Origin of the sequence: Flavobacterium rhamnosiphilum (assembly GCF_004349195.1) — a bacterium.
GTDB lineage: Bacteria > Bacteroidota > Bacteroidia > Flavobacteriales > Flavobacteriaceae > Flavobacterium > Flavobacterium rhamnosiphilum.
In genome coordinates this window covers 66,546-91,587 of sequence record NZ_SMLG01000004.1, presented here as the reverse complement: position 1 = coordinate 91,587, position 25,042 = coordinate 66,546, and the positions used below count along the sequence as shown (strand labels likewise).

The 25,042-nt window shown below is 37.1% G+C and carries 20 protein-coding genes; 3 read left to right on the top strand and 17 right to left on the bottom strand.

Annotated elements, in window-relative coordinates; genetic code table 11:
• Positions 1 to 252: 252 nt before the first annotated feature.
• From E0I26_RS06935 to E0I26_RS06920, 4 genes are all read right to left on the bottom strand, one after another.
• Positions 253 to 3,171 (bottom strand): glycoside hydrolase family 2 TIM barrel-domain containing protein, encoded by a 2,919-nt coding sequence (locus E0I26_RS06935; protein ID WP_131915765.1) that lies wholly within the window; start codon positions 3,169 to 3,171, stop codon positions 253 to 255.
• A gap of 97 nt (positions 3,172 to 3,268) precedes the next feature.
• Complete coding sequence (locus E0I26_RS06930) at positions 3,269 to 3,961, bottom strand: RraA family protein (protein WP_131915764.1); 693 nt, start codon at positions 3,959 to 3,961, stop codon at positions 3,269 to 3,271.
• Between the two features lie 116 nt (positions 3,962 to 4,077).
• The gene (locus E0I26_RS06925) at positions 4,078 to 5,577 is read right to left on the bottom strand and encodes a RagB/SusD family nutrient uptake outer membrane protein (protein ID WP_131915763.1); all 1,500 of its coding nucleotides are present in this window, start codon (positions 5,575 to 5,577) and stop codon (positions 4,078 to 4,080) included.
• A 27-nt stretch (positions 5,578 to 5,604) separates the two neighbouring features.
• Entirely contained in the window at positions 5,605 to 8,625 is a 3,021-nt protein-coding gene (locus E0I26_RS06920; RefSeq protein WP_131915762.1) for a SusC/RagA family TonB-linked outer membrane protein, read from the bottom strand.
• Between the two features lie 131 nt (positions 8,626 to 8,756).
• Between E0I26_RS06920 and E0I26_RS06915 the strand changes: the two genes are divergently transcribed.
• On the top strand, positions 8,757 to 9,626 hold the full coding sequence (locus E0I26_RS06915) for an AraC family transcriptional regulator (protein ID WP_131915761.1): 870 nt from the start codon (positions 8,757 to 8,759) through the stop codon (positions 9,624 to 9,626).
• A 198-nt stretch (positions 9,627 to 9,824) separates the two neighbouring features.
• Here E0I26_RS06915 and E0I26_RS06910 read toward each other — a convergent pair whose 3' ends face one another.
• The 13 genes from E0I26_RS06910 to E0I26_RS06850 all read right to left on the bottom strand — a co-directional run bounded on the left by E0I26_RS06910 (position 9,825) and on the right by E0I26_RS06850 (position 21,832).
• Complete coding sequence (locus E0I26_RS06910; protein ID WP_131915760.1) at positions 9,825 to 11,087, bottom strand: alginate export family protein; 1,263 nt, start codon at positions 11,085 to 11,087, stop codon at positions 9,825 to 9,827.
• Between the two features lie 2 nt (positions 11,088 to 11,089).
• Entirely contained in the window at positions 11,090 to 11,758 is a 669-nt protein-coding gene (locus E0I26_RS06905; protein ID WP_131915759.1) for an SCO family protein, read from the bottom strand.
• Positions 11,759 to 11,788: 30 nt separating this feature from the next.
• The gene (locus tag E0I26_RS06900) at positions 11,789 to 12,487 is read right to left on the bottom strand and encodes a formylglycine-generating enzyme family protein (protein ID WP_235831731.1); all 699 of its coding nucleotides are present in this window, start codon (positions 12,485 to 12,487) and stop codon (positions 11,789 to 11,791) included.
• Positions 12,488 to 12,588: 101 nt separating this feature from the next.
• Positions 12,589 to 12,966 carry a c-type cytochrome gene (locus E0I26_RS06895; protein ID WP_131915757.1) on the bottom strand — a complete coding sequence of 126 codons (378 nt, stop codon included), beginning with the start codon at positions 12,964 to 12,966 and terminating at the stop codon, positions 12,589 to 12,591.
• Between the two features lie 53 nt (positions 12,967 to 13,019).
• Positions 13,020 to 14,510 (bottom strand): copper-containing nitrite reductase, encoded by a 1,491-nt coding sequence (gene nirK, locus E0I26_RS06890; RefSeq protein ID WP_131915756.1) that lies wholly within the window; start codon positions 14,508 to 14,510, stop codon positions 13,020 to 13,022.
• A 109-nt stretch (positions 14,511 to 14,619) separates the two neighbouring features.
• Positions 14,620 to 14,856, bottom strand: a complete 237-nt coding sequence (locus tag E0I26_RS06885) for a cytochrome C oxidase subunit IV family protein (RefSeq protein WP_131915755.1) — start codon at positions 14,854 to 14,856, stop codon at positions 14,620 to 14,622.
• A gap of 3 nt (positions 14,857 to 14,859) precedes the next feature.
• Positions 14,860 to 15,441: a cytochrome c oxidase subunit 3 gene (locus tag E0I26_RS06880; RefSeq protein WP_131915754.1), complete on the bottom strand. Its 582-nt coding sequence runs from the start codon at positions 15,439 to 15,441 to the stop codon at positions 14,860 to 14,862.
• A gap of 23 nt (positions 15,442 to 15,464) precedes the next feature.
• Positions 15,465 to 16,190: a carbonic anhydrase gene (locus tag E0I26_RS06875; protein ID WP_131915753.1), complete on the bottom strand. Its 726-nt coding sequence runs from the start codon at positions 16,188 to 16,190 to the stop codon at positions 15,465 to 15,467.
• Between the two features lie 126 nt (positions 16,191 to 16,316).
• On the bottom strand, positions 16,317 to 17,282 hold the full coding sequence (locus E0I26_RS06870; protein ID WP_131915752.1) for a DUF438 domain-containing protein: 966 nt from the start codon (positions 17,280 to 17,282) through the stop codon (positions 16,317 to 16,319).
• Between the two features lie 8 nt (positions 17,283 to 17,290).
• Positions 17,291 to 19,066 (bottom strand): nitric oxide reductase activation protein NorD, encoded by a 1,776-nt coding sequence (locus E0I26_RS06865; RefSeq protein WP_131915751.1) that lies wholly within the window; start codon positions 19,064 to 19,066, stop codon positions 17,291 to 17,293.
• 11 nt (positions 19,067 to 19,077) lie between these two features.
• Complete coding sequence (locus E0I26_RS06860) at positions 19,078 to 19,857, bottom strand: CbbQ/NirQ/NorQ/GpvN family protein (RefSeq protein WP_131915750.1); 780 nt, start codon at positions 19,855 to 19,857, stop codon at positions 19,078 to 19,080.
• A gap of 107 nt (positions 19,858 to 19,964) precedes the next feature.
• Positions 19,965 to 21,386 (bottom strand): cbb3-type cytochrome c oxidase subunit I, encoded by a 1,422-nt coding sequence (locus tag E0I26_RS06855; protein WP_131915749.1) that lies wholly within the window; start codon positions 21,384 to 21,386, stop codon positions 19,965 to 19,967.
• Positions 21,387 to 21,397: 11 nt separating this feature from the next.
• Complete coding sequence (locus tag E0I26_RS06850; protein WP_131915748.1) at positions 21,398 to 21,832, bottom strand: c-type cytochrome; 435 nt, start codon at positions 21,830 to 21,832, stop codon at positions 21,398 to 21,400.
• 306 nt (positions 21,833 to 22,138) lie between these two features.
• Here E0I26_RS06850 and ric point away from each other — a divergent pair, with 306 nt between their 5' ends.
• Together ric and E0I26_RS06840 are read left to right on the top strand one after the other, a co-directional pair.
• The gene (gene ric, locus E0I26_RS06845; protein WP_131915747.1) at positions 22,139 to 22,870 is read left to right on the top strand and encodes an iron-sulfur cluster repair di-iron protein; all 732 of its coding nucleotides are present in this window, start codon (positions 22,139 to 22,141) and stop codon (positions 22,868 to 22,870) included.
• A gap of 39 nt (positions 22,871 to 22,909) precedes the next feature.
• Positions 22,910 to 25,015: a ribonucleoside triphosphate reductase gene (locus tag E0I26_RS06840; RefSeq protein WP_131915746.1), complete on the top strand. Its 2,106-nt coding sequence runs from the start codon at positions 22,910 to 22,912 to the stop codon at positions 25,013 to 25,015.
• The last annotated feature ends 27 nt before the right edge of the window (positions 25,016 to 25,042 follow it).

Genomic DNA, 25,042 nt, shown 5'->3' with positions numbered 1-25,042 from the left:
ATCTCTATTTATTTTTATTGAAATATGGAATGTACCCGTTTAAAGAAAACTTTATGATTGTCGTATTTCTCTCAAACATGGTTATTTCATACCTGCTTAATTTTTTTGAATTAATTTTATAACTGCCGTCCCTTTACTATTTTTTGAACTGTTTCTTCCAAGGCTTTCCTTCCTTAGACAATAAATTGCTGTGCATTTACGGCAGAAGCCATAACAGCAAAAATTAAAATTACAAAAATATTTTTCATCTGTTTATTTAATTATGAGTATCAATTTTCCTTTTAACGTTTTGTTCTTCGTTTTTATTCGGCCATCTGTATGTGGTGAACCGTAAAAAGGTTCAGAACCAGTATTGCTGTAATCAGCAATCAGCCATTGTATGCGTTCGTCTTGCAACCAGCTTCGAGAGGCTTGAGTCCCGTCAGACAATACTTTGATGCTGTTTCCCATTTTATCCTGCAATACCGCCGATTTGATATATCTTTTTGTCGAACGGAAGTCATTGCTTCCTAAGTCATTGGCATCATCCTTCCAATCGCCATTAGGGATAACTCCAGGTTCTTCCACCCCATTTACATGTTTTGCATTCAGCATTGCTGTTCCTTCGTTTCTTGCGATGTCATTTTCAGGATAGGTTGTGAATTCCCCTTTTCTTTTCCACCTTAACTGCTCAAATTGTTTTGGCAACTGCATTAATAAACCATATTGATACGGACTCACATCGTAATCTCCACATTCTACCTCATATTCCGTCACCAATTTCCCATCGGTTGTAAATAAATAGGATTGCTTTCCTTTGGCATTGGTATAAGTAGTTTTCATGCTTACTCGAATACCTTGGTCAGTTTGTGTGGCTGTAAGTTCTTTTGCAAACAAAGTGTATAAAGGATAATTTTTTACCGGGTAAATATTATTCTGATACGTTTCTCCCGCTACATTGGGTTTCCCGCCATCTTCATCGTTCATTGGCACCATACAAAATACGGGGCCTTGTGTCAATACGGTTTGGTTGTTCTTTGTTACACTAGTAATGATACCTGTTATTTTATTGATTAAATAATTCACATCACCCTGCTTCACTGTTATAGCCGCTTCATTTTCGGAAAAAGAAACCGCTACTTTTTTATCTTGCTCTTCGACAATAGTCGTGTTTTCATATTTCTCTTCATCAGCCATGAAACCACGCGGATCTGTAAACGAAATATACAATTCCTTCGCATTTTTAACTGCAGGAATTCTCAAAATTCCCTTCCCACGAGCAGGTATATCAGACGAAACTGATTTTGAAACACCATTTATTTTTACTTCGATACTTACCTCTTTGAGTGACGTAAAATCGTAACGGTTCTCTACTGTCAATTCAACATATCCTTTATGGAGCGTAGACCAATTTACATTGGTAACACGAACAGGAGAATAGGCTTTTTTAACTCCAAAATATTCTGGCTTTGGCCTTCTCCAAGCATCCAGAGGACCCCAAGGGCCATAACCAACAATTCTTCCGTCTGGCATATGAAAAGTATCATCAATACCACTCCATATCGCGCCTCCTAAATTGCCCTTGTGATGATAAATCGAATCATAAAATTGCACCAGAGGTGCATTGTAGGCACTGCGAACTCCTGGATCTGACAACAATTCCCTGCGATTATAAGTCGTTAGATGCGAATACTCCCCAAACAATGTGGGACGGGACATGGTATCAGTAGCTTTTGGCCCATCAATTCCGGGATAATGATAATTGGCAATATCAGCTTTACTTCCGGCATTATTGAACCCTCCCCAACACTGATCGTGAAAACTGGTTGGTCTTGATTTATCCATTTGCTTTACCACCGCATTTACTTTTTCCCAAAGCGGGCTCCATCTTGATTCATTCCCCAACGACCAAATGATTATGGAAGGATGATTGCGTCCCGCCAATATATTATCCATGTTGGCGCGTACCATGAAAGGAAGTAATTTTTCATCCGTATAATTCCACAATTTCCATATTGGTGATGCGTGATGCTGAATCCAAGTCAATGAAGCTTCACTTTCCACAAATAATCCCAACTCATCTGCCGCATTCAAAAACTCTTCGGATGGAGGATAATGTGAAGTACGGATATAATTACAATTGGCTGCCCTAAACAATTCAGCATCTTTTCTATCCAATTCAGGAGAGATGCTTCGCCCGGTTAAAGGATGAACTGAATGGCGGTTTACTCCATGTAATTTTATGGGTTTACCATTTACGAAAACCTGATTGCCTTTTATAATAATTTGGCGAAAGCCAACCCTTTGCTCATTTGTTTGTTGCAAGATTCCGTTAACCAATAAATCTGTTTGTAGTTTGTATAAATATGGGTGCTCCGGATTCCAATGCTTTGGCGTTTTGATTACCAAAGTCGTTTCAACATCATTAGTACCGTTTATATCGATTCCTTTTTCAAGTGCTGAAGATTTTTTTGCTACAATTTTTCCATTTGCATCAAAGAGCGTAAACTCCAGCTGTGCATTTGCAAGAACTAACGAATTATTTAAAATAGAACTTCCAATAACAAGGGATGCATTTTTATATTCCCCATCAAAGACCGTATTAATCGTAGGAGAAATGATATGCACGGGAGCAACTGCAAATAGTGTTACTTTCCTTAATAATCCGCCTACCGTATGACATGCATATTGAGAAGTGCAAGCCAAACGATCGCTGACAGTCAAAGCCTGGACTTCTACTTCCAACACATCATTTTTGTAATTTAAAGCACTAGTAAGATCCACTTCAAAAGGAACAAAACTGCCTTCATGTTCCCCTAATTTTTTTCCGTTTACTTTTACTAAAGCGTGTGAACTTACACCATCAAAACGAATTTTAATTTGCTTTCCTTTCCAGTCGGCGGGAATATCAAGACGTTTGGAATATACAGCTGTTTGACCTTCGTTTACAGTATAGTCCTGCATTTCCCACTCCCCAGGCACCTGAATATTCTTCCCTTTTTGAGATTGTTCTTTAATGTCGAATCCCCAACTGCCATTCAAGGAAATCTTTGAAGAAGCAACTCCTGTAATCGTTGATGCAAAAGGAGTAATCACAGGCACATCATAACCCAATATGTTTTTTGCTTGTGCATTTACTTGATTAAAAGAAACAAACCAGCTTAAAATTATTACGACTATTATTTTATTCACTTTATTTTAGATTTAATTTTTATTGTCATTTCATTAAAAGAAAAAACTAAACATTAAGGCATGCCATAAAACAAAAGACATATCCTATCCATTTATATTACATGATACCAAATTTGGCAAAGGCCTCAACAGTACTCATTCCTTCTTGTATCTTTTTCTGTACCATTTTCTCGCCTCTTGCTTTTTCTATTGCAAGGCGAAACACTTCTACTTCAGATTCTTTTGGTACCACACAAACTCCATCAATATCTCCTATAATAATATCTCCTGGATTAATGCGCACCCCATTCATCTCTATTGGCACACGAAAGTCAATCACTTTTCCTCGTGGTGCCTGATCTTGGGCGTAACGTCCATAAGAAAAGGAAGGGAAATTCAATTCCAATATTCCTTTGGTATCTCTCGAATACCCATCAACAACAGCACCAGCCGCACCCAATATCTGGGCTCTGGTAGCCATTAATTCACCCCATAAAGCATACGATGGCGAAGAACCCGTACATACATATACTTCATTTTTTTTCAAATCATCCAAAGCTTCGAGCATTAGCCCAAAGGGTCTGTTTAAAACAGGGTTATTGCTACTGGAATCCGAAACCACATCGGCTTCCAAGACAGTCATAGCACGCCCAACCACAAACATATCGTCTCTTAAAGGTTGTATTTTTGGTGATAGGAATTGGTGTAACAATCCCAACTTATCCATAATATCGCCTACCACTGCGGTATAAAGCTCCTCACGGATAATATCAAAAAGTTCATCATCATTCTTCCAAAATGCAGTTTCCATATCTATTTATTTTAATTTATTTCTTGTTTCAATTTATTATCTCTTCAAATGGAAATTAAATAAACTACCCCAAGATTTTCAGGGGTAGTTTATTACCTTTATTTTAACAAACTAACTTAATTACCGTATCCTGGGTTTTGAACCAATCTTGTCCCTCTTATATCAAATTCTCCCCCCGGAATAGGCCATAGATAATCTTTACTTGCTGCAAAAACTCTTATTCCTCCCGGATCGGCAAGCCCATTTAAAATTCCCTCAGCAATGTTCCAACGTCTTAAATCGGAATATCTTGTTCCTTCAAGGACAAGCTCAATCCTGCGTTCATGCCTAATGGCCTGACGCATTTGATCTTTAGACAATCCGGCAGGAATAACTGGCATGTTTACAGTTGGTCTGGTTCTAACCATGTTAATGGCATCGTAAACGGATTGATCTGGCCCAGATACTTCATTTTTTGCTTCTGCATAAGTCAATACTATTTCAGCATATCTAAATATGATTGCGTTAATCCCAGATGCAACTGCATCAGATGGTGCACCAAATACACCCGTTTCATCATATTCTGTGTATTTTTTGAACATAAATCCGCCAAATTCACCTACATGATTAACAATTCCATTGACCGTAGCCCCTGGAACAGAAATAGTTTGTTTTAACCTTGGATCCCTATTGTTATAAGGGTTACTGGAATTATACAAAGGGGATTGACTAATAGACTTACCATCGGTCATCTCATAATCATTTACCAAGTTCTGCATTGGTACAATAGAAGACCAGCCTCCAAGGGTATAGCTTGCGAGGTACAGTCCAAAATAATTCCCTTTTTCCGGTGATTTGAATTGTACATCAAAAATAACCTCATTATTGTTTTCATTTGCTTCACGGAATAAATCCCTATAGTTAGGAAATAAAGAATACCCCATGCTCATAACTTCTTGAGCCGTAGCCGCAGCTTCAGACCATTTCTGATTGTACAATAATACTCTGGCTTTTAAAGCTTTGACAGCTCCTTTGGTTGCTTTTCCTGTTTCAGACTGGGTTGATGGCAATAAAGTTGCTGCCTCATCCAAATCTTTGAGTATCTGGTTTACCACATTTTCCTTAGTATCCCTTGGTATTTCAGCATGCGCTAATTTTGGGCTTTCTAAAATTATAGGTACCCCTCCGTAGAATTCCGTTAATCTGAAATAAAAATAGGCTCTTAAAAACAGCGATTCCCCTCTAACCGATTTTTTGAAGGCATCACTAAGGTTTCCAACTTTTTCATAATTATCAAGAACCACGTTAGCTCTACCAATACCACTAAAACAATTAGCCCACATCCAATCAATAGCGCCGCCACTTCTTGGACTGTGTGTTCCATCAGCAATGGCTTTATACCCTTCCCATGGATAGTTCCCATACGCATTATCTGAAAGTACGTCATAATAGATGTAATTTTCTTCCACATTAGCTAATGCGCTATATTCCCCGTTTAAAGCTAAACGAACATCTGCTTCTGTTTTCCAAAACGTTTCCGAAGAAATTTGTGTAGTGGAAGCCACTTCCAAAACCTCATTGTCACAAGAAGTAAGGACGAAAAATGTCCCCAAGATTAATTTTACATATGTTTTCATATTGTATTTTTTTATTTTTTTCTACGTTTATAAAGAAATATTAAAACCCAAAGAATACACTTGTACATTAGAATAAGCTCCCCTGCCTCCAAAACGGTCTTTCTCAGGATCTAATCCTCTATACTTCGTAAAAGTTAATGGGTTAGTTGCATTGATATAGATTCTAAATTTGTTAATATGTATTTTTTCCAAGAATGCATCGGGTAAGGAATAGCCCAATTGGATGTTTTTCATTCTAAGAAAAGAAGCATCTTGAAGTAGAAATGATGAAGGCCTCCAAGCATTATTAACATAATTACTCGATCTAACCAGTCTTGGATAACTGTTATTTGGTTTTTCCGGAGTCCAAGAATTCTCTACCCAAAATTTTGATATTCCCGCACCGTTAAAAAACGGCTTTTGTTCGTGTTCGGTGATTGCCTTTTCGCCCTCAACCCCTATCCAAAGCATGGAAAAATCAAATCCTTTGTATGAAGCGGACAAATCAAAACCATAGGTGTATTTTGGTATGGATTGTCCCATAGCCTGCTTGTCTGAATTATCAATTACACCATCTTTGTTCAAATCTTCAAATTTAATATCTCCCGGTTGTGCAGTAGGTTGAGCTCCATGAGCAGTTACTTCCGCAGCATTTTGAAAAATCCCCAACATTTTAATCACATAGAACTCATTAATGGAGCAGCCTTCAGCTAACCTGCTATACTCGTCAATTTGCGGAGCCGCAATTTTGGTAACTTTATTATCATTGGTGGTAAAGTTCACACTGGCACTGTACTTAAAGTCGCCAATGTTGTTTTTGTGGTTCAATAAAAATTCAAACCCTTTGTTTTCCACCGATGCCAAATTTACCAAAGGAGCTGACAAACCGCCAATAACTCCAGAAATAACGGTTGGACGTAAAATACCCGTAGTCGTTTTTTTATAATAATCGGCCACCAAGTCCAGTTTTCCACCTAAGATGCTTAGATCCAATCCAAAATCCGTTTGGGCAGAAGTTTCCCAAGTAATATCAGGATTTGACAAATTGGTTTGGGCAGCACCACCAGCCAAAACACCACCGTAGGAGTATTCTTTTCCTAGATCATAAATAGAACTATATAGATTCGCTGTGATGTCTTGATTTCCTAATTCCCCCCAAGATGCCCTTAATTTCAGGTTGTCTATAAAAGTTACATTCTTCATAAATGCTTCATTAGAGATATTCCATCCCGCTGAGACGGAAGGGAAAGTTCCCCATTTATGGCCTTCACCAAAATTAGAAGACCCATCGTATCTCAGATTAGCTTCAAAAAGATACCTGCTATCGAAGTCATAATTCAATCTCCCGAAATAAGACTGTAATCCGAAACGTGAAGAAGATCCATTAGCTTGAGGATTTAAAGAGGCTGCGTCTATTTCTTGAAGTGCATTACTTGGAAGTCCATCCTTAGTCGCACCTACACTTTTAAACTTGCGCGTTTCTTGACTAAAACCTCCCAGTACATCAAAATTATGACGCTCACCAAGAGTCTTTTTATAATTTAATGTTGATAAAAAGGTAATGTCTCGTCTTGTACCATAACCTCTTGAAGCAGACAAAGGGAGACCTCCCACATTTAAAAGAGAAACAGTACCATTCGTAGGTCTAACAAGTTTAATTTGAGGCCTAAAAACGCTTCTTAAATTATGCTCCGTTTCTATTCCTAAGGTACTTTTTAATTTCAAGCCTTTAAGAAGTTCGTATTCTCCGGACAAATTTGCTATCAGTTTATCATATTCGGTTCTGTTTTTCCCCTCCAAAGCACCTGCAAGGGGCTGCGTAGTATCTTGAAAACCTATCCATGCAGAACCATAACTTCCATCTGCCAAACGCGAGCTTTGCATAGGCGAAGCTCGGTCTATCCAACCTATAACCGTACCAGAGCCAGTAACAGGTTGGTTGGTATCATCGTGCCTTCCGGAAATTTTCAAAGAATAATTGAATTTATCAGAGACCTTGGTATCCAAATTTAATCGGGCTGAGTAATTCTTAGTGTCGGTACCCAATAGGATTCCTTCTTGATTAATATGTCCTACGGAAAAGGAATAGGTCGTTTTATCTCCTCCACCTCTCACACTTAGATTGTGACTCGAAATTTGAGCCTGACGGTACAATTCATCTTGCCAGTCCGTATTGGGATACAAATAAGGATCCGTTCCATTTCTGAATTTATCGATATTGGCCGCTGAATATGTCGGTGCAGCGGTTGGAGATTCATTAAATCTTGCCAAATTAAACAATTCCATAAATTGAACCGAATTAGTCACATAATCCTTTTTACGAGTACCCGCTTGAATACCGGTATACCCATCATAGCTTACTTTAAATTCCCCTTTTTTTCCGGCCTTGGTAGTAACCAATATCACGCCATTGGCAGCCCTGGAACCATATATGGCAGCCGAGGCAGCATCTTTCAAAACAGTCATAGTTTCAATATCCGCAGCATTGACATCGCTAAGGCGCCCTGTTAAACCATCAATAATCACCAAAGGATTATTGTTTCCAAGGGTTCCAATCCCCCTGATTCGAATAGCAGCTTGATCAGCTCCTGGTTGTCCTGAGTTTTGTGTAACCACAACCCCGGCCGCTTTACCGGCTAAAGCCTGTGTAGCATTTGTGATTGGCCTGTTGACTGCATCCCCCATTTTAACTGTGGAAATGGAACCTGTAAGATTTGCTTTCTTTTGGGTACCAAAAGCCCTAACAACCACTTCGTCCAATTTAGCTGAATCTTCGGTTAGACTAACCGATAAATCTTTTTGATTCTTTATTACGATTTCTTGAGTTTTGTACCCAATAAAGCTAAAGACCAAAACACTTTTAGGCGATACATTTTTAAGAGCAAAATTACCGTCAAAGCCGGTAGTAGTTCCATTTTGCGTCCCTTTTACAATAACATTTACCCCAGGTAATGGCAATCCACTCCCCGAAGATGTCAATTTTCCTTTCACGCTTTCGCCCTGTGCAAAGGTCAGGCTCACCGTGAATAGCGCAAACAGAATTAAAAGTTTATTAACTTTTGCTTTCATAATTAGTTGTTTTTTTTAGTTAAATTTTTGGTTAATTTTAAAAATCAAAGATATCTCAACATTATTACGCTTACTTGCTCTCAATTATCAAAAGCATTCTCTATATTTGCCTTATACCATTTATTTATCGCATGAAGGCAAATTTTAGAAAACTAGAAGACCCTATTGGGCAAGCTTTCCATATCCGAAAAGACAAGCTTACTCATTTTAATGATAAGTGGCATTTTCATGATATGCTTGAACTCGTTGTGATTTTAAAGGGACACGGGAAAAGGTTTGTTGGAGACTCAATAGAAACTTTTTCGAAAGGGGATGTTATTTTAGTAGGAGAAAAACTTTCACATGTTTGGAGAAGCGATCCTCCAAAAAAAATAAATCCTTCAAAGATGAAATGCTCGGCAATTATAATTCAATTTCCTTCCACCTTTTTAGGCACTAAATTTTTGGAACTGCCGGAATCCGTTAAACTTAAGGAGCTCTTTAAAAATGCAGAAAGGGGTATTTCTTTTCAGAATGAAACTGGAAAAAAAATGACAGACAAAATAGAAAAGCTGTTAGAATTTGAAGGCATGGAACGACTGTTGTCTTTTATTGATATTCTGTATTTTGCTTCCAAATCAAGTGAATATAAACTGCTGGCCACGCCTTTGTTTAAGGAAACCATATTTAACGGTGATTTGAAAATTAATCAGGTGTTCGAATATATCATGGATAATTTTTCTAATCCAATAACATTAGATGAAGTGGCCGCAATTGCTTCCATGAATAAAACCGCCTTTTGCCGCTATTTTAAAAATAGGACAAAAAAAACATTTTCGTCTTTTCTAAATGAAATACGAATTGGATACGCCTGTAAATTGATTAGGGAAGATAATTGCGGTATTACAGAAGCAGCCTATTTAAGTGGTTATAATAGCCCTTCCCATTTTAACAAACAATTCCGCTTAATAAAAAATATATCCCCTTCAAAATTTTATCAAGATTCAAAGGATATAACCTAGAGTTGCAATGGAGTGAGAACACTATGGATTAAAATACCAATTGATCTTTTTTATAAGGAAACCTTTGACCATAGAGAGTAAATTTATAAAATTCAAAAATGTGAATTCCCTGAATAGTCATCAAGATAATTAAATAAAAAACCTCGTTTATAATTACATAAACGAGGTTTTCTTTGAATTAGTTAACCTGGGTAAAATCTATTTTAAACTAAATATTCTAGGGCTAAAAGAAACCATTACCCAAACCCAATTGTTGGTATTGGCGGCATCAGTACCATTTTTTAATCTTTCTAAAGTTCCCGAACCAAACATTTGAGAGTATCCCGCTGAAGCAACAATGTCCTTCTGAAGGGTGTAACCGGCAGTAAAATCAAGTTCCGTTCCTAAATAGCTGTCCATTTTATTATTGGAAGCATCCAAAACAGTATTCGGCGCATTAAAAACATGTGGCATTAACGTAAATTGCCATTTATTAGACGTATAATTTAACTTTAAATAGGCATCTTGCAATCCCACACTATTTTGATGATTTCCTACATAAAAATAATCCATGAAACCATTAAAACCATGATTGGTTCCAAAAATTGGACTAAACGATTTTATGTCAGAACTGCTGTCATTTTGGTTTTTACCCGAAAGATATTCATATCCTAATCCCGCTTTGAATGTATTGGTGACTGCATAACCAAGGAATGCTCCTGCATACCAAGCGTTCACCTTTTTATCGGCGCTTTTTCCTGTTTGTCCGTAAGCTCCAAAATTAGTATCCCATTTTTTTTCCTTGAAAGAAAGGTAGGTACCAAAGGTTTGTTTGTAATCTATTTCTAAATTGCCAATTGTTTTTTCAAATTCATATCCGGTATTTAACAGTAGCAAACTCAAATTTAATTTACTAAACTGGGTATGATACCATGCATATTGTAAGTTTTTGTAGTTAGTCGTGTAGGCAGTTTTCGGCTCCAATAAATTTTCTGCATTGGCATTCAAAGCAAAACCTAAATCCAATTGATGATTTGCCGGATGAAACGTAATCACTGCGGCATCATGACTTTGTCCTTGTTGTGCCCAATCAATTTCTCCAAAAATACGCTGATTGTCATATGAAATCACTTGGCGACCCAAGCGCGCACTCCATTTGGCATCAAAATCATATTGTGCCCAAGCTTCAAATAAAGCGATTCCGTTTTTATCAACCTGTGTGGTGGTTGCCACATCACCCCAAGTGCGAATGTTTTGCAATGTTAATTTGGCTTTTAATTTTTCTTGCTTGTAATTAAAATTTAATCGGGAACGTTGCGATACAAATGAGGTTGCCTTTTCGTCATTTGGAATAAGGCTTTTAAAACCGTTTCGGTATTCGTAACGCGGTCTGAGTTGCAGATTGGCATCCAACTCTTGGGCATAAGTTCCCATGCTTACCATTCCTAAAAATGACAAACCAATTATTTTAAATAGTTTCATGTTTAATTTATTTTTTGTGCTTCCTCAGTAATCTTTTGAATGGTTTGGTCTGAATTGACACCTAAACCCTCTTGTTGATACGCTAATTCCCCATCAGCATTAAATACACTTATGATATTGGAATGGGAGAATTCCAAAGGCGCTATTTTTTTATAATTTACAGCCAAAACCGCTGCAAATTCTCTTGTATTTTCTTCTGATGAACGTAAGAAAACCCATTGTGCGCCGTCCATTTTATTTTCAATGGCAAATGCTTTTAAACGTTTGGGCGTATCTACAGCAGGATCGATACTCACTAAAACCAAATTCACATTATCCTTTATGTTGTTCGGCAATCTTTGTTCAATATTTCGCATGTCGGCCACTAATCTTGGACAAGCAGATTTACAAGAAGTGTAAATCATAACCATAACCAGCACTTTTCCCTTCAAATCCTTCATTTCGATATCTTCTCCTTCTTCATTGGTCCATTTTGACGGAAGATTGTAAATGGATAAATCCGAAATAGGTTTGTCTATTGTTTCCGCTTTTGATTTATTAACACAGGACTGAAGTGATAAAAGAATTAAAAGGAATCCTAAAAAAAGCGTTTTGCATGTGTTTTTTTCAGTTTTTACCTTTAGAAGATTCGCCTGTTCAGATAAGCTGGGGTTGTGACTATTTGATTTCATTTCTGTTATTATTTGAATTGATTTTGAGCGCTACTTTTTATCTTTTGCACATCGAAAACCGAGGTTTTTAGTAGTAAATCGTGCCTTAAGACTTCCTCGGAAAGCATAACGCATAAAAGCGGCATAATTCATTAAATCTGTTGCATTGACAGAACCGCTTCCGCAAAATAGATTCCGGTCCGTATCTTTGTCTTTTCTGGATTCCCCGGAAAGAAAAACACTATTGAAATCGGCTGTCCATTCCCAAACTAATCCATGCATATCATAAACACCCCAATAATTTTTGAAGGTCTGACCTACCGGATTTGCATAAGTTTTTGGCTTTTCATACCAAGACAAGATGTAATTATTAAAGCTTTCTTTGGTACGTGCGTCAATCCGTTTCTCATCGGCCATGGCGACATATTCCCATTCGTCCATGGTGGGTAATCGTTTTCCTTGGCATTCACAATATTTTTTGGCTGTAAACCAAGAAACATTCGTTACCGGAGCAGTACTTAAATTGGCAGAACCATAATTAAAATCACTTTCCCATTGCGATAAGTAACTTTTATCGGCAAAAATACCTTTCATTCTAGAGCGACTGTTTTCTGGATATTTCTTCAAAAATTCCAAAAACTGGGCATTGGTAACCGGATAAATATCCATGCTAAAAGCGTCAACTTGTACTGGTTTTTTACTTGTAGCTCCATAAAGGGGAACAAAAGTTCCCCTTTCAATAGAAGCCATTTTAACAACTTGGGACCATAGCGATGCTGTAATAAGAAACAAAAATAGTGGCAAAAATCTTTTCATATTTAACATGGCTAATTTCTTTTAAGCTGTACGAATTATTTTCTTTGGGCTTTTACCATTGCTGGTGTAACCGTGGTTTTGTTATTTCCCCAACTGGCGTAAACATAGGTCATCGCATCCGCTATTTGTTGATCGCTTAATGCTTGTGCGGGCATGGCACCACTGAATTTTTTACCATTTACAGTAATTGGCCCGGTTAACCCTTTTACGACACCTTTTACAGCGCGATTCACATCTTTATTTAAGTAATCTGATTTCGCTAAAGGAGGGAAAGCACCCGGAATTCCTTGCCCGGCAGCTTGGTGACAAGCGATACACGTTTTCGCATAAATTCCTTTTCCTTTATCAGCGCTTTGACTGTATCCTTGTAAAGCCAATCCCATCATTCCGATGCATAAAATATACTTTTTCATATTATTATAATTATTGTTTAAATACTTGTTTAGATTTGGATTCAATCCCGTTTTTATTCATGAATATCTTTTGCTTTTAGAGCTACTTTTCCTCTTAATGTTTTAACCATTGCAGGCGTTACAACCGTTTTATTATTTCCCCAACTATCATACACATAAGTCAACACGCTGGCTACTTCATCGTCGGTCAAATTTTGACTGGTCATGACATTATTGAATTTTTCACCATTTACAGTAACTTCTCCGCTCAATCCGTGTAAAACAGCATTTATTGCTCTGCCAGAATTAGCGTTTAAGAAATCTGATTTGGCTAATGGAGGGAAGGCATTTGGAATTCCTTGCCCTTCAGATTGGTGACAGGCTAGACAGGTTCTACCGTAGAGTTCTTTCCCTGCTTTAACATGTTCAGCAACAGTTTTTACCGCAACGCTTTGAGCCGAACCTTTCACTTTAGGCATATTTTGTATGGTACCGCCCTCTGGCAAATAAATTCCTTCTTGTGTTGTTCCGGAATAGACTAACTTATTATCATCCCCTTCTACTTTTAACATTCCCAATGCCCCTTTGTTGAAAGCTCTAAAAATAGAGTGATCTACCAGGATAAACGTACCGGGAACATCCACTTTAAATTCAACTATTGCAGCACCACCGGCTGGTATCAAAGTTGTTTGGACATTTTTGTTAATCATATCGCCACCTTCAATATGAACTTTATCGAATATTTCACCAATTGCGTGGAAAGAAGAGACTAAGTTTGGTCCACCATTACCCACATAGATACGCACTGTTTCCCCTTTTTTGGCTGTTAATGCTTTATCTCCTGTTAACGCCCCTACTTTTCCATTAAACACTACATAATCAGGTTGCTCTTTAATCGCTTTATTCATATCAAATGGTTGAGATCCTTGTTCCCCATAATTTCCTTTGGTATAAAAATCGCCTTGCATAATGTAGTATTCTTTGTCAACCGGAGGCAAACCACCTTCAGGTTCCACTAAAATCAAACCATACATACCGTTTGCAATGTGCATCCCAACTGGAGCTGTGGCACAATGGTATACATACAAGCCAGGATTCAACGTTTTGAAATTGAATACTTTTTCATGTCCCGGTGCCACTAATGAAGAGGTTGCTCCTCCTCCTGGTCCAGTTACCGCATGTAAATCTATATTGTGCGGCATTTTATTATCGGGGTGATTTTTCAAATGAAATTCTACCTCGTCACCAACTCGAGTTCTTATAAAACTTCCAGGAACTGATCCCCCGAAGGTCCAATAGGTATATTTAACACCATCTACCATTTCTCCCTCTTGTTCTTTAATCTCCATGTTCACAACCAATTTCGTGGCTGCACGATCGCCCACGGGTTTAGGAACAAAAGGTGGTGCAGTCAGTTCTGCTGTTTTTTGACCTTCTATCTTAATACTCTCATAATATTTTGCGTCTTTTTCCTCATTTTTAGAACAAGAAAACAAACCAAGGGCTACAAAAAAAGCAATGGCTACTACCCTACTTTGTTTGTTAAAATTAAATGTAATTTCCATAATAATCAGGTGTTAAATTAATCGTGATTTATAGTGTAAAAATAAAAGATAACTTTATCCTTTATTATGACATTTGTCATGTTTTTAACTTTTATTTAAGAGCCTTTTTTTACAAAACTAATCCTAAAACAATCAACCCTAAAACCGAAATCAAACTCACTTTCCAAAAAGCATTTGCCTTTTTAAGTTCCATGAATTCGAAAGAAACCAAGAGAAATTTCAGTACAGATAATCCCATAATTAGAATAATTGCAAGACGAGAAACAGACATTGTATTCGAAATCAAAGCCGTTGAAGCCGTCAATACAATCAATAAACCATACGTAATAAAAAGTGTTTTTTTCATTTTCTAAAAAATTAAGTACAAAACAGGAAATAGCAACAACCAAATCAAATCACACATGTGCCAGAAAGCAGCGCAGGCTTCAACATCGTCAATACCGGTATCTGAATTTTTCTTGGTCATTCCATAGTTGGTCCAGATTAAAATTACCAAACCCATGATTACATGAATCAAATGAAAAGCGGTTAACAACCAATAAAAAGTAAAAAAAACATTAGTTTCTGGAGTGATACCCGATTCCATTTTATGATAGTATTCAACTCCTTTTAAGATTAAAAATAATGTTCCGCCAAGCATGGTCAATTTAAAATACAAAGACGACTTTAAACGGTTATTGTTTTTAAACTCCAAGACTGCATTGGCCATAAAAAAACCACTCGTCAACAAAAAAATAGTGTTTATTGCTCCAAAAGTAGTATTGAGTTGCAACCGTGACTGATGAAACAATTCAGGCTGCTCTTTTCCGTAATAAACGAATGCTAACAGCGCCATTCCGAAAGTGATTAGCTCCAAGAAAATAATAATCCACATCAAAATACCTCCTGGCGGATAGTAGATGTTTTTGTAATCGATTTTGAGTGTGTTCATTTTATAGGATTGTATTTATAGTGTTATTTGAGTGCTTTATTATTTTCTAAAAAAGCTACTTTTCCATTAGTGATATCGTAATAAGCACCAATAATTTTTATTTCTTTATTTTTTAATTGATGTTCTAGTGTGGCACTTTTCCGTATGATGTTTTCAATGGTCAAAACAACATTTTTCCGCGAAGTATCATCAATGGTATAGTCCGATAATGGATAAGTTTTGTGTGGATTTATGGATGGTTTGATTTGCGAGGTGAGTTGGGTTAAATGTTCTAAACCAACATTATCAATTGCACCTTGAACTGCACCGCAATGATTGTGTCCTAAAACCACGATAAGCTTGGTGTGTTTAATTGTAGTGGCAAATTCCATACTGCCTAAAATGTTATCGTCTTCTATATTACCGGCAACTCTTGCTACAAATAGATTTCCAATACCTTGGTCAAAAATAATTTCAGGAGGAACCCGAGAATCAATACACGTTAAAACCAATGTATGCGGATGTTGCTCTTTTTTTGTAAGATCAATTTCATGCGCATAATTGAGGTGAGCGGACTTATTTTCTAAAAAACGCAGGTTGCCATTTTTTAAATCCATAATCGCTTCATCAGGGGTTTTTATTTCAAGATGATGTTCTTTTGCTTTTTCATTTTTAAAAAATATGAAACTGAAAAGAGTCAGTGCAAAAAGTGGACATAATAGAAATAAAAGTAGTGTTCTTCGGTTATTGCGTTGGCATTTTGGACACATATAGTTCAAATTTATTTTATTAACCCAATGTTTTAAGAATAACCTCCCCTTCACAATTTATGAGTTGGAATCTGGTTGCAAGCAAAGAGGAGGTTAAAAAAAATAAGGGCTATTTTCACAGTGAAATTAATCCCAGTCCAATAATCGTTTCTCGCCTTCTATTTTCTTGATGTCGGTAATGTCCTGAGACATTTCTATGACACCTTTGTAGTTTTTATCGGCATCCCTGACAGCGAAATAGCGAATGTAAATCAGGCGTTCTTTGTAATTAATCCAAAATGAAGACTCATTTTTTGTTCCTTTCCTAAATTCATCCAAGATTTTAAGCACAGTTCCCACACTTTTTGGCGGATGGCAAAACTTGACTTCACGACCAATAATCCCGGCACTTCTGGGAAATACGCGTTCTTCTCCCCGATTATAGAAAATCACTTTGTCGTTTTCATCAACATAAGTAAGATCTAACGGCATCGTTTTGAAAAGTAAATTCACCTGCTCCACCGTCATATATCCCTCATCGTAATGAGACGTATTTTCGAGCGAAAAAGACATTTCTCTTTTGGTAAAATCTTCACTTGGGTGAATGTATTCTTGTTTTGGATAAGGAGCTGGAGCTTCTGGCAGCATCCAACCTATTTCTTCTTCGCCCTTGCGCATTTCAATCCAGTCGGCTTCGGTAAGGAGGTCTAAAGCATTTGGAAACAAAACCGTTTCTTCCATCTGCATCAATCTGTAAATTCCATTGACCAAAAAAGGAGTATTGACATTGATTTTCTCCGGATTATTCATTTTAAGATAGTACTGAATTAAACGGAATTGCTCTCTTAAATTATCATGAAAAGACCACATTCCCTGTGAAGGCCCTACCCATCCTTTTTTTTCTAAAAACGGAAAAAGCTGATTTTCTTTACGGGCAAATCGTTTCTCGATGGTATGAAGCTGGTTGAAAATATTGGTGTATTTCTGTAAATCATCCTCAGGATTTGCTGCTGATAATTCTTCTAAAAGTGCATGAATAATGTCGTTTTCCTGAAAGTAAATCTGAACCGGATGTCCTTCTGGAAGTGTTGTGGTATTGGAAATAGCGTTCATTATAGTATTTATTTTTGATGTTTAATTTTTTCGTACAATTGCACCAAGGATCGCAATAATTCGACTGGTGTAGTTAAAATTTGATAGTGATTTTGCCCGAACATTTGTGGCAGATAATATTTTGCCTGGGCTTCAATAGCCAAAGCATAGGAATTAATATTCCTGTTATTGAGTTCCCGAAGTGCTTGTTTCACATCATTGATGCCGTACTTTCCTTCGTATTTATCATAATCGTTGGGCTTGCCGTCAGAAATCAGGATCACCCATTTGTTTTTAGTGTTTCTTTTATCGAGTCGTGCGCCGGCATGACGCAAAGCGGCTCCAATTCTGGTATATCCATTGGGTTCTATCGCTCCAATTTTATGTTTGGCGATGTTCCAATTTTCATCAAAATCCTTTACCGTTAAATAGGTCGAAAAATTTCGTGTTTTGGAGTAAAAACTGTCAATGGAAAAATCAATATTGAACTCGTTTAAGATTTCTCCAAAAAGAATAGAAACTTCTTTCTCCACATCAATCACACGGTTTCCTGCGGCATATCCATCACTGGAAAGGCTAATATCCAAAAGGATTAAAATCGATAAATCCTTCTCTTTTTTTCGATTTGAAATGTATATATTTTCCGAAGGCGTTCGTTTCGAATGAACATCAGTATACAAATCTGTAATGGCATCGATATCGAATTCATCTCCTTGTGTCTGGCGTTTTTGCTGTTGCATTCTGTTATTGACATTGGTCAACATTTTACGCAAACCCAATAAGGTCGAAGCATTTTTTGCAATGGTCTTTTTATAGTAATTAGGGTCCGTTTTCTGTTGAGATTTCGGATATACTTTACAGAAATTCTCCTTATAAATACGTTTGCTAAAATCCCATTCGTTATACGTAAGATGGAATCCTTTGGCATCAATTTCGGCACTTTCGGAGATGGAAGTATTCTCAATAAAATCAGATTGATAAACGGAATGTGCCGTATCATCTACCCGAACCGTGTATTTCATATTCAACTCTTCCAATGCTTCCTGATGCTCTTCCAATTCGTCAGAACCATCAAAGTCACGCCAAGTTCCATTGAATTCTTCGGCAGTTTCCACTTTTTCAAAATTGTGAAGCAAGACATAATCTTCCTGTTGTTTTTTATCGACCTCAACAGTAATCACTTCTTCTACCGCTTTTGTTTTTAAAGTTGTTAAAGCCTGATTTTCATTCGCTTTTTTGGTTTTATCAGAGAAATTTTCGAGAATGGTATTGCTGTTTTTTTCTATTTCATTTTGCATCCATTTGCCATACAGCCAAGAAAAATCAGGAGCATTTTTCCCATTCTCTTTTTGAATGAAATGCTGTTTTGTTTCGGTATGAAATTTTTTATCGATCGAAAATTCTTCAAACAAAATGGCCAGAACAGCTTCAGATGTTTCAAATGCTTTTTGTTGTGAAAGTGCCAAAGGCTGGTCTTTTTCTTCCAAAGTCCAATTCAAATTCAACCGCTGCTGTACGCTCAGGTACAAAATCCTAAAAAGATAAAAAGTAAGGTTATCTTTTTTCGTAGGTAATTTGGAAAAAGAAATGGGAAGAAAAAAATTATTATTCTTATATCCTCCTTCTCTTTCGGCAGGGAAAATTTCGATTGGTTTCCCCGTCAAAGCACGAGCCAAAATAGTCAACCGAGGTTTTATGTCATTAAGCGTTACAGTTCTTGCAATAATTTCGGGATGTATCTTTTTACTTTTTTTTAAGTGTCTGAATAACTTCCCAACTATATATTCGTCTATTTCGAAACCCATTTTTTTCTGATTTAAATCATCAAATCACACAAATCCTTCAATGCTTCCACCGTTTGTAAATCATCGGTTAACGGTTCTACAATAGCCACATGAACCGACAATCGTTTTGGAAGACCAGAATGAATAATTTTGGCGGCATCTACCAGAAGTCGGGTCGAAACGGTTTCTGTCAAACCTAATTCGGTTAGGTTTCTAATTTTGTTTCCAATGGCTACCAGTTTTTTGGCAACATCAGGATTAACATTCGTTTCTTTTACCAAAATTTCAGTTTCAATCTTCGTTTCCGGATATTCAAAAGAAACGGCAATAAATCGTTGACGAGTCGATGGTTTTAGTTCTTTAAAACCTCTTTGATAACCGGGATTAAAGGAAGCGACCAACATAAAATTGTTATGCGCTTTTACGGTTTCGCCTAATTTGTCTATGAATAATTCCCTTCTGTGATCCGTCAAAGAGTGAATGGCTACAATAACATCGGGCCGCGCTTCGGCGATTTCATCCAAATAAATAATCGCTCCTTCTTTTACAGCAGTGGTTAACGGACCATCCAGCCAAACCGTTTCGGCACCTTTGATAATAAATCGGCCAATTAAATCCGTAGAAGATGTTTCTTCATGACAGCTAATTGTGATGATTTTTTTATCCAATTGATGCGCCATGTATTCCACAAAACGGGATTTTCCTGTTCCGGTTGGTCCTTTCAACAGGAAAGGAATTTTGTTTTTATAAGCGTGTTCAAAGACCTCTTTTTCTTTGCCTACCGCGTGGTAATATGGGATATTTAGTGTCATAATTATATTTTAAAAAAACGAAACCCACTCTAATGTTTACAGGCGATGACAAGTTCTGTTTGCAATAGTGATGAGTTTCGTTGGCTATACTAAATTTTTAAGAAGCTCTATTTTGTTTCTTCTGAAAATGCGTCTTTTTTCTTGGAAGCATGATTGAGTCCTTTTTTTATTTCAGGAAAAGAAAGGGGTTCGTTATGCGGTCCTTCTAAAGCTTCATCTGTAGGTCTGCCGTATTTGATAAAATCAAAAATAAATAGACCAATTCCTATGGTAAACATGGTAGCACAAATAAGAAGCACTACAAAATGGATGCTGATTTCATGCTGAACAACCATGAAATCCATTTTCATTTTTCGTTCCATATACACTTGAGCAACTCCGGCAACACCAAAGGCTACGGTCATCCCCAAGATTCCAATATTAGACAGCCAAAAAGCCATCATACCCTGCGAGCTTTCGTAACGTTTACGTCCCGTTAAGTTGGGTAAAGCATAACTAATCATCGCTAGAACAATCATCGCATAAGCGCCCCAGAATGCATAGTGAGCGTGCATTGCAGTTACTAAAGTTCCATGCGTATACAAGTTTGTTTGTGGCAATGTATGTGCAAAACCAAGTAATCCCGCACCTACAAAAGAAACGATAGCCGAACCGATAGTCCAGAATAAAGCGATTTTGTTCGGATGACTTTTTTCCCCTTTTCTGTACATGTTCACAGCAAATAATGCCATCGCTAAGAAAGCCAAAGGTTCTAAGGCAGAGAAAATTCCACCAACGATTAACCAAATTTTATTTACTCCAATGTAATAGTAGTGGTGCCCAGTCCCCAGAACTCCGGAAAGAAAGGTAAGTCCAACAATTACGTACAACCATTTTTCGATAACTTCTCTGTCAACTCCAGTTAATTTGATCAATAGGAAAGATAAAATACCTCCCATAATTAATTCCCAAACACCTTCAACCCACAAGTGAACTACCCACCAACGGAAAAATGAATCCATTACCTGGCTGTCAAACCAAATCATTCCGGGTATATAAAGCAGGGCCGCAAAAAATAATCCCATTGTTAGTACTAAAGCCGTAGTAGTTTGTCGTTTTCCTTTGAAAAGTGTACCCAAAATTATGAATAAGAACAACAGTACATTTACAACTACTAAATAGTCTAATTCTCTTGGTATTTCTAAAAATTTTCTTCCTTCCCAATGGTTGAAGTGAAAGCCAATTATCGTAACAACGCCTACAATGGCTAATGAAATCAGTTGAACATAAGCCCATTTCACGCTTATTAATTCGCGTTGCGCTTCTTCGGGAATAATGTAATAAGCGGCACCCATAAAACCGGTTAGCAACCATACTACTAACAAATTGGTATGCACCGCTCGTGCCACGTTAAAAGGAATAATTTCATGTAAGCCTTGAATTCCTATTCGGTCAAAGCCCATGATAAAGCCATAGATAATTTGCAGCGAGAACAAAAGCATGCATAGTGCAAAAAACCAGTAGGCTACTTTTTGTGATTTATATTTCATTTTTAAAAATTTTAATTATTTTCTTTAGCTAAAGGGGAAACGATTCGGTCGAAACCATTTAAATCTAATTTTCCAATCCATTGGAAATAGGCAACCATGGCATTGGCATCCGCTTCATTCATATGATAAGCCACCATTTTTCGTCCATTTGGTGCCCAAGGAATAGGCGACATCAAAACCGCTTTGATATATCCTTCGCCGCGACGATCCACCACTTTTGTTAACTCGGGAGCATAATACCCTCCCTCGCCCATAATGGTATGACAGCCCATACAATTGTTGGTCTCCCAAATTTCTTTTCCTCTCACTACATCTTTGGTAATCTTGCTGTAGTTTGTTTGATCATTCCTTGGCATGAACGAATAAATGGTCAATCCTATAAAGATTAAAAAGGTGACCAATGTTCCTCCTAAAAAAAATGCTCTTGCCTGTGATTTTGAAAGCATAAGTATTTCGTTTTTGTTAGTTAATAAATTTACTCTAATTTAAATAAAAGATAAAAATGTCTTTTATTTGTTTACTGCAAATTAATGCCTTAAAAAAAGGCTAAAACATGATAAAAATCATCTTTTGATTTTTATTTAAATTGTAAAATTATAATCCATTAAAAAAAAATTATAAAAAACACATCTATTTGACAACTATTGAATTACAAATAAAATAAATTAAAAAATTTAAATTCGGATAAATTTGTCTTTTATTTAAAATAATGATTATTTTTGCATAAATAATTTTAATCGAAAACAGATCTCATGGAAACTTTAGAGAAAATAACAATCGGAGAATACGTTGCAAAAGATTTTAGAACCGCAGCAATATTTTCAAAATACGGAATTGATTTTTGCTGCAAAGGAAATCGAACAATCGAGGAAGCTTGCGAAAAAAAAGACATTGATACAGATCAATTAATGGAACAGTTAAATACTATTTTGGCAACCAAAAATGACAGTGCCATAGATTTCAAAACGTGGCCTTTGGACCTATTGGCAGATTATATTGAGAAAACGCATCACCGTTATGTAGAAGAAAAAACGCAAATTTTGCTTCCTTTTTTAGACAAACTGTGCAAAGTTCATGGTGCAAATCATCCTGAATTATTCGAAATCAATGAACTCTTCATCGGTTGTGCAGGCGAATTAGCGCAACACATGAAAAAAGAAGAACTGATTTTGTTTCCTTTTGTAAAAAAAATGGCAAAAGCAGCGCTTACAGAAGAACAAATTGCGAAACCACAATTTGGAACAGTAAAAAACCCCATTGCCATGATGATGGAGGAACATGAAGCCGAAGGAGATCGTTTTGTTAAAATAGCATCGCTAACCAATAATTATACACCGCCGGCCGATGGTTGTAGTACTTTCCGTGTGACTTATGCTATGCTAGCTGATTTTGAGCAGGATTTACACAAACACATTCATTTGGAAAACAATATTTTGTTTCCAAGCGCCATGCTTTTAGAAAAAAAATTCTCCGAACAAGAATAAAATAAACCCCAATAATCTAACCTTAAACCATCACATGCTATGGAAAAATATGTTATCAAAAGAAACGGCGAATACAAACCTTTTGAGAGTTTTAAAATAAAAGACGCGATTGAAAAAAGCTTTCAGAGTGTTTCCATAGCATTTGATGAAATCCTTTTCGAAAAGATTATTCAAGATTTACAATCCAAAGAAACCTGGGCTGTTGAGGAAATTCAGGATTTAATCGAGAAAAACCTTTTTGAAAAACAGTATTTTGAAGTCATGCGTTCCTTTATGTTGTTTAGACATACGCGCAAATTGCAACGCGAACATGTAAATGGCTTAAACGAAGACACCACTTATGTTGACAGCACACAAACCATCGAAGAATACATCGAACAAACGGATTGGCGCATCAATGCCAATGCCAATACCTCCTACTCTAATGCGGGATTGGTCAACAATGTTGCCGGGAAAATCATTGCTAATTATTGGCTCGACAAAGTATATACAAAAGAAGAAGGGTATGCGCATCGCAATGGCGATATTCACATTCATGATTTAGATTGTTTGACCGGATATTGCGCCGGTTGGAGTCTGCGGGTATTGCTCAACGATGGTTTTAATGGCGTTCGCGGACGCGTGGAAAGCAAAGCGCCTTCGCATTTCAGAGAAGCTTTGGGACAAATGGCGAATTTCCTTGGGATTTTGCAAAGCGAATGGGCCGGAGCGCAAGCCTTCAGTTCGTTTGATACGTATTTGGCTCCTTATGTTTTCAAAGATGATTTGTCTTTTGAGGATGTCTTGAAAGCCGTTCGCAGTTTTGTTTATAATTTGAATGTTCCGGCGCGTTGGGGACAATCGCCTTTCACGAATATCACTTTGGACTGGGTCGTTCCCGATGATTTGAAAACCCAAATTCCGACGAAAAATGACTATCATTTTTTTGAGGACAATTTTGATTTTGATCTCTTATTGCGAGCCCGGGAAAGAGGCGTTACAAAAGTAACCGAATTGCGTTACGAGCATTTTCAAAAGGAAATGAACCTCATCAACAAAGCGTATTACACCGTAATGACCGAAGGCGATGCCAACGGACAGCCGTTCACCTTCCCTATTCCAACAGTAAACATCACCGAAGAATTTGACTGGGATGGAGAAAACACCGATTTACTTTTTGAAAATACAGCAAAAATCGGTTCTTCCTATTTCCAGAATTTCATTGGAAGTCAATATGTTTTGGATGAAAATGGCAATAAAGTAGAAAATGAAAACGCCTATAAACCCAATGCCGTTCGCAGCATGTGTTGTCGTTTGCAACTCGATTTAAGAGAACTGTTAAAACGTGGAAACGGACTTTTTGGAAGTGCAGAAATGACAGGAAGCATTGGCGTAGTAACCATCAATATGGCGCGTTTGGGTTATTTATTCAAAGGAAATAAAGCGGAGTTATTCAAACAATTAGATCGTTTATTATATATTTCTAAATCGACTTTAGAGAAAAAAAGAGTGTTTATACAAGAAATGTACGACCGCGGTTTGTATCCGTACACCAAACGATATCTGCAACATTTCAGAAATCACTTTTCGACCATTGGTGTAAACGGAATGAACGAAATGATTACGAATTTTACCGGAAATCAAGATGCTATTACCTCTTCGTCAGGAATCGAATTTGCATCAGAAATCTTGGAGCATATTCGAAACCGAATGAAAGAATTCCAAGAGGAAACAGGAAATTTATACAATCTGGAAGCCACACCAGCCGAAGGAACCACCTACCGTTTTGCCAAAGAAGACAAAAAACGTTTCCCGAACATTATACAAGCCGGACAGGGCGACAATATTTATTACACCAACAGTTCCCAGATTCCGGTGGATCACACTGAAGATCCTTTTGAAGCGTTGTTTTTACAAGACGAATTGCAATGTAAATATACCGGAGGAACAGTTTTACACTTGTATATGAGTGAAAAAATCAGTTCTCCGGAAGCCTGCAAACAGTTTGTGAAGAAAGTAATATCTAATTTCAAATTGCCTTACATTACCGTTACGCCAGTGTTTAGCGTGTGTCCCATTCATGGTTATTTGAATGGCGAACACGAATATTGCCCGAAATGTGATGAAATTCTAATTGAAGAAAAAAAGTTGAAATTTAATGAATAGCCGTTGGCTAAAGCCAACGGGATCGAG

Bases quoted from the DNA above. Each gene is read 5' to 3' on its own strand.
- ric (WP_131915747.1), top strand. From the start codon at position 22,139: ATGGAAACTTTAGAGAAAATAACAATCGGAGAATACGTTGCAAAAGAT.
- E0I26_RS06905 (WP_131915759.1), bottom strand. From the start codon at position 11,758: ATGAAATCAAATAGTCACAACCCCAGCTTATCTGAACAGGCGAATCTT.
- E0I26_RS06870 (WP_131915752.1), bottom strand. From the start codon at position 17,282: ATGAACGCTATTTCCAATACCACAACACTTCCAGAAGGACATCCGGTT.
- E0I26_RS06910 (WP_131915760.1), bottom strand. From the start codon at position 11,087: ATGAAACTATTTAAAATAATTGGTTTGTCATTTTTAGGAATGGTAAGC.
- E0I26_RS06840 (WP_131915746.1), top strand. From the start codon at position 22,910: ATGGAAAAATATGTTATCAAAAGAAACGGCGAATACAAACCTTTTGAG.
- E0I26_RS06865 (WP_131915751.1), bottom strand. From the start codon at position 19,066: ATGGGTTTCGAAATAGACGAATATATAGTTGGGAAGTTATTCAGACAC.
- E0I26_RS06875 (WP_131915753.1), bottom strand. From the start codon at position 16,190: ATGTGTCCAAAATGCCAACGCAATAACCGAAGAACACTACTTTTATTT.
- nirK (WP_131915756.1), bottom strand. From the start codon at position 14,510: ATGGAAATTACATTTAATTTTAACAAACAAAGTAGGGTAGTAGCCATT.
- E0I26_RS06880 (WP_131915754.1), bottom strand. From the start codon at position 15,441: ATGAACACACTCAAAATCGATTACAAAAACATCTACTATCCGCCAGGA.
- E0I26_RS06895 (WP_131915757.1), bottom strand. From the start codon at position 12,966: ATGAAAAAGTATATTTTATGCATCGGAATGATGGGATTGGCTTTACAA.
- E0I26_RS06930 (WP_131915764.1), bottom strand. From the start codon at position 3,961: ATGGAAACTGCATTTTGGAAGAATGATGATGAACTTTTTGATATTATC.
- E0I26_RS06850 (WP_131915748.1), bottom strand. From the start codon at position 21,832: ATGCTTTCAAAATCACAGGCAAGAGCATTTTTTTTAGGAGGAACATTG.
- E0I26_RS06855 (WP_131915749.1), bottom strand. From the start codon at position 21,386: ATGAAATATAAATCACAAAAAGTAGCCTACTGGTTTTTTGCACTATGC.
- E0I26_RS06900 (WP_235831731.1), bottom strand. From the start codon at position 12,487: ATGGCTTCTATTGAAAGGGGAACTTTTGTTCCCCTTTATGGAGCTACA.
- E0I26_RS06925 (WP_131915763.1), bottom strand. From the start codon at position 5,577: ATGAAAACATATGTAAAATTAATCTTGGGGACATTTTTCGTCCTTACT.
- E0I26_RS06885 (WP_131915755.1), bottom strand. From the start codon at position 14,856: ATGAAAAAAACACTTTTTATTACGTATGGTTTATTGATTGTATTGACG.
- E0I26_RS06915 (WP_131915761.1), top strand. From the start codon at position 8,757: ATGAAGGCAAATTTTAGAAAACTAGAAGACCCTATTGGGCAAGCTTTC.
- E0I26_RS06920 (WP_131915762.1), bottom strand. From the start codon at position 8,625: ATGAAAGCAAAAGTTAATAAACTTTTAATTCTGTTTGCGCTATTCACG.
- E0I26_RS06860 (WP_131915750.1), bottom strand. From the start codon at position 19,857: ATGACACTAAATATCCCATATTACCACGCGGTAGGCAAAGAAAAAGAG.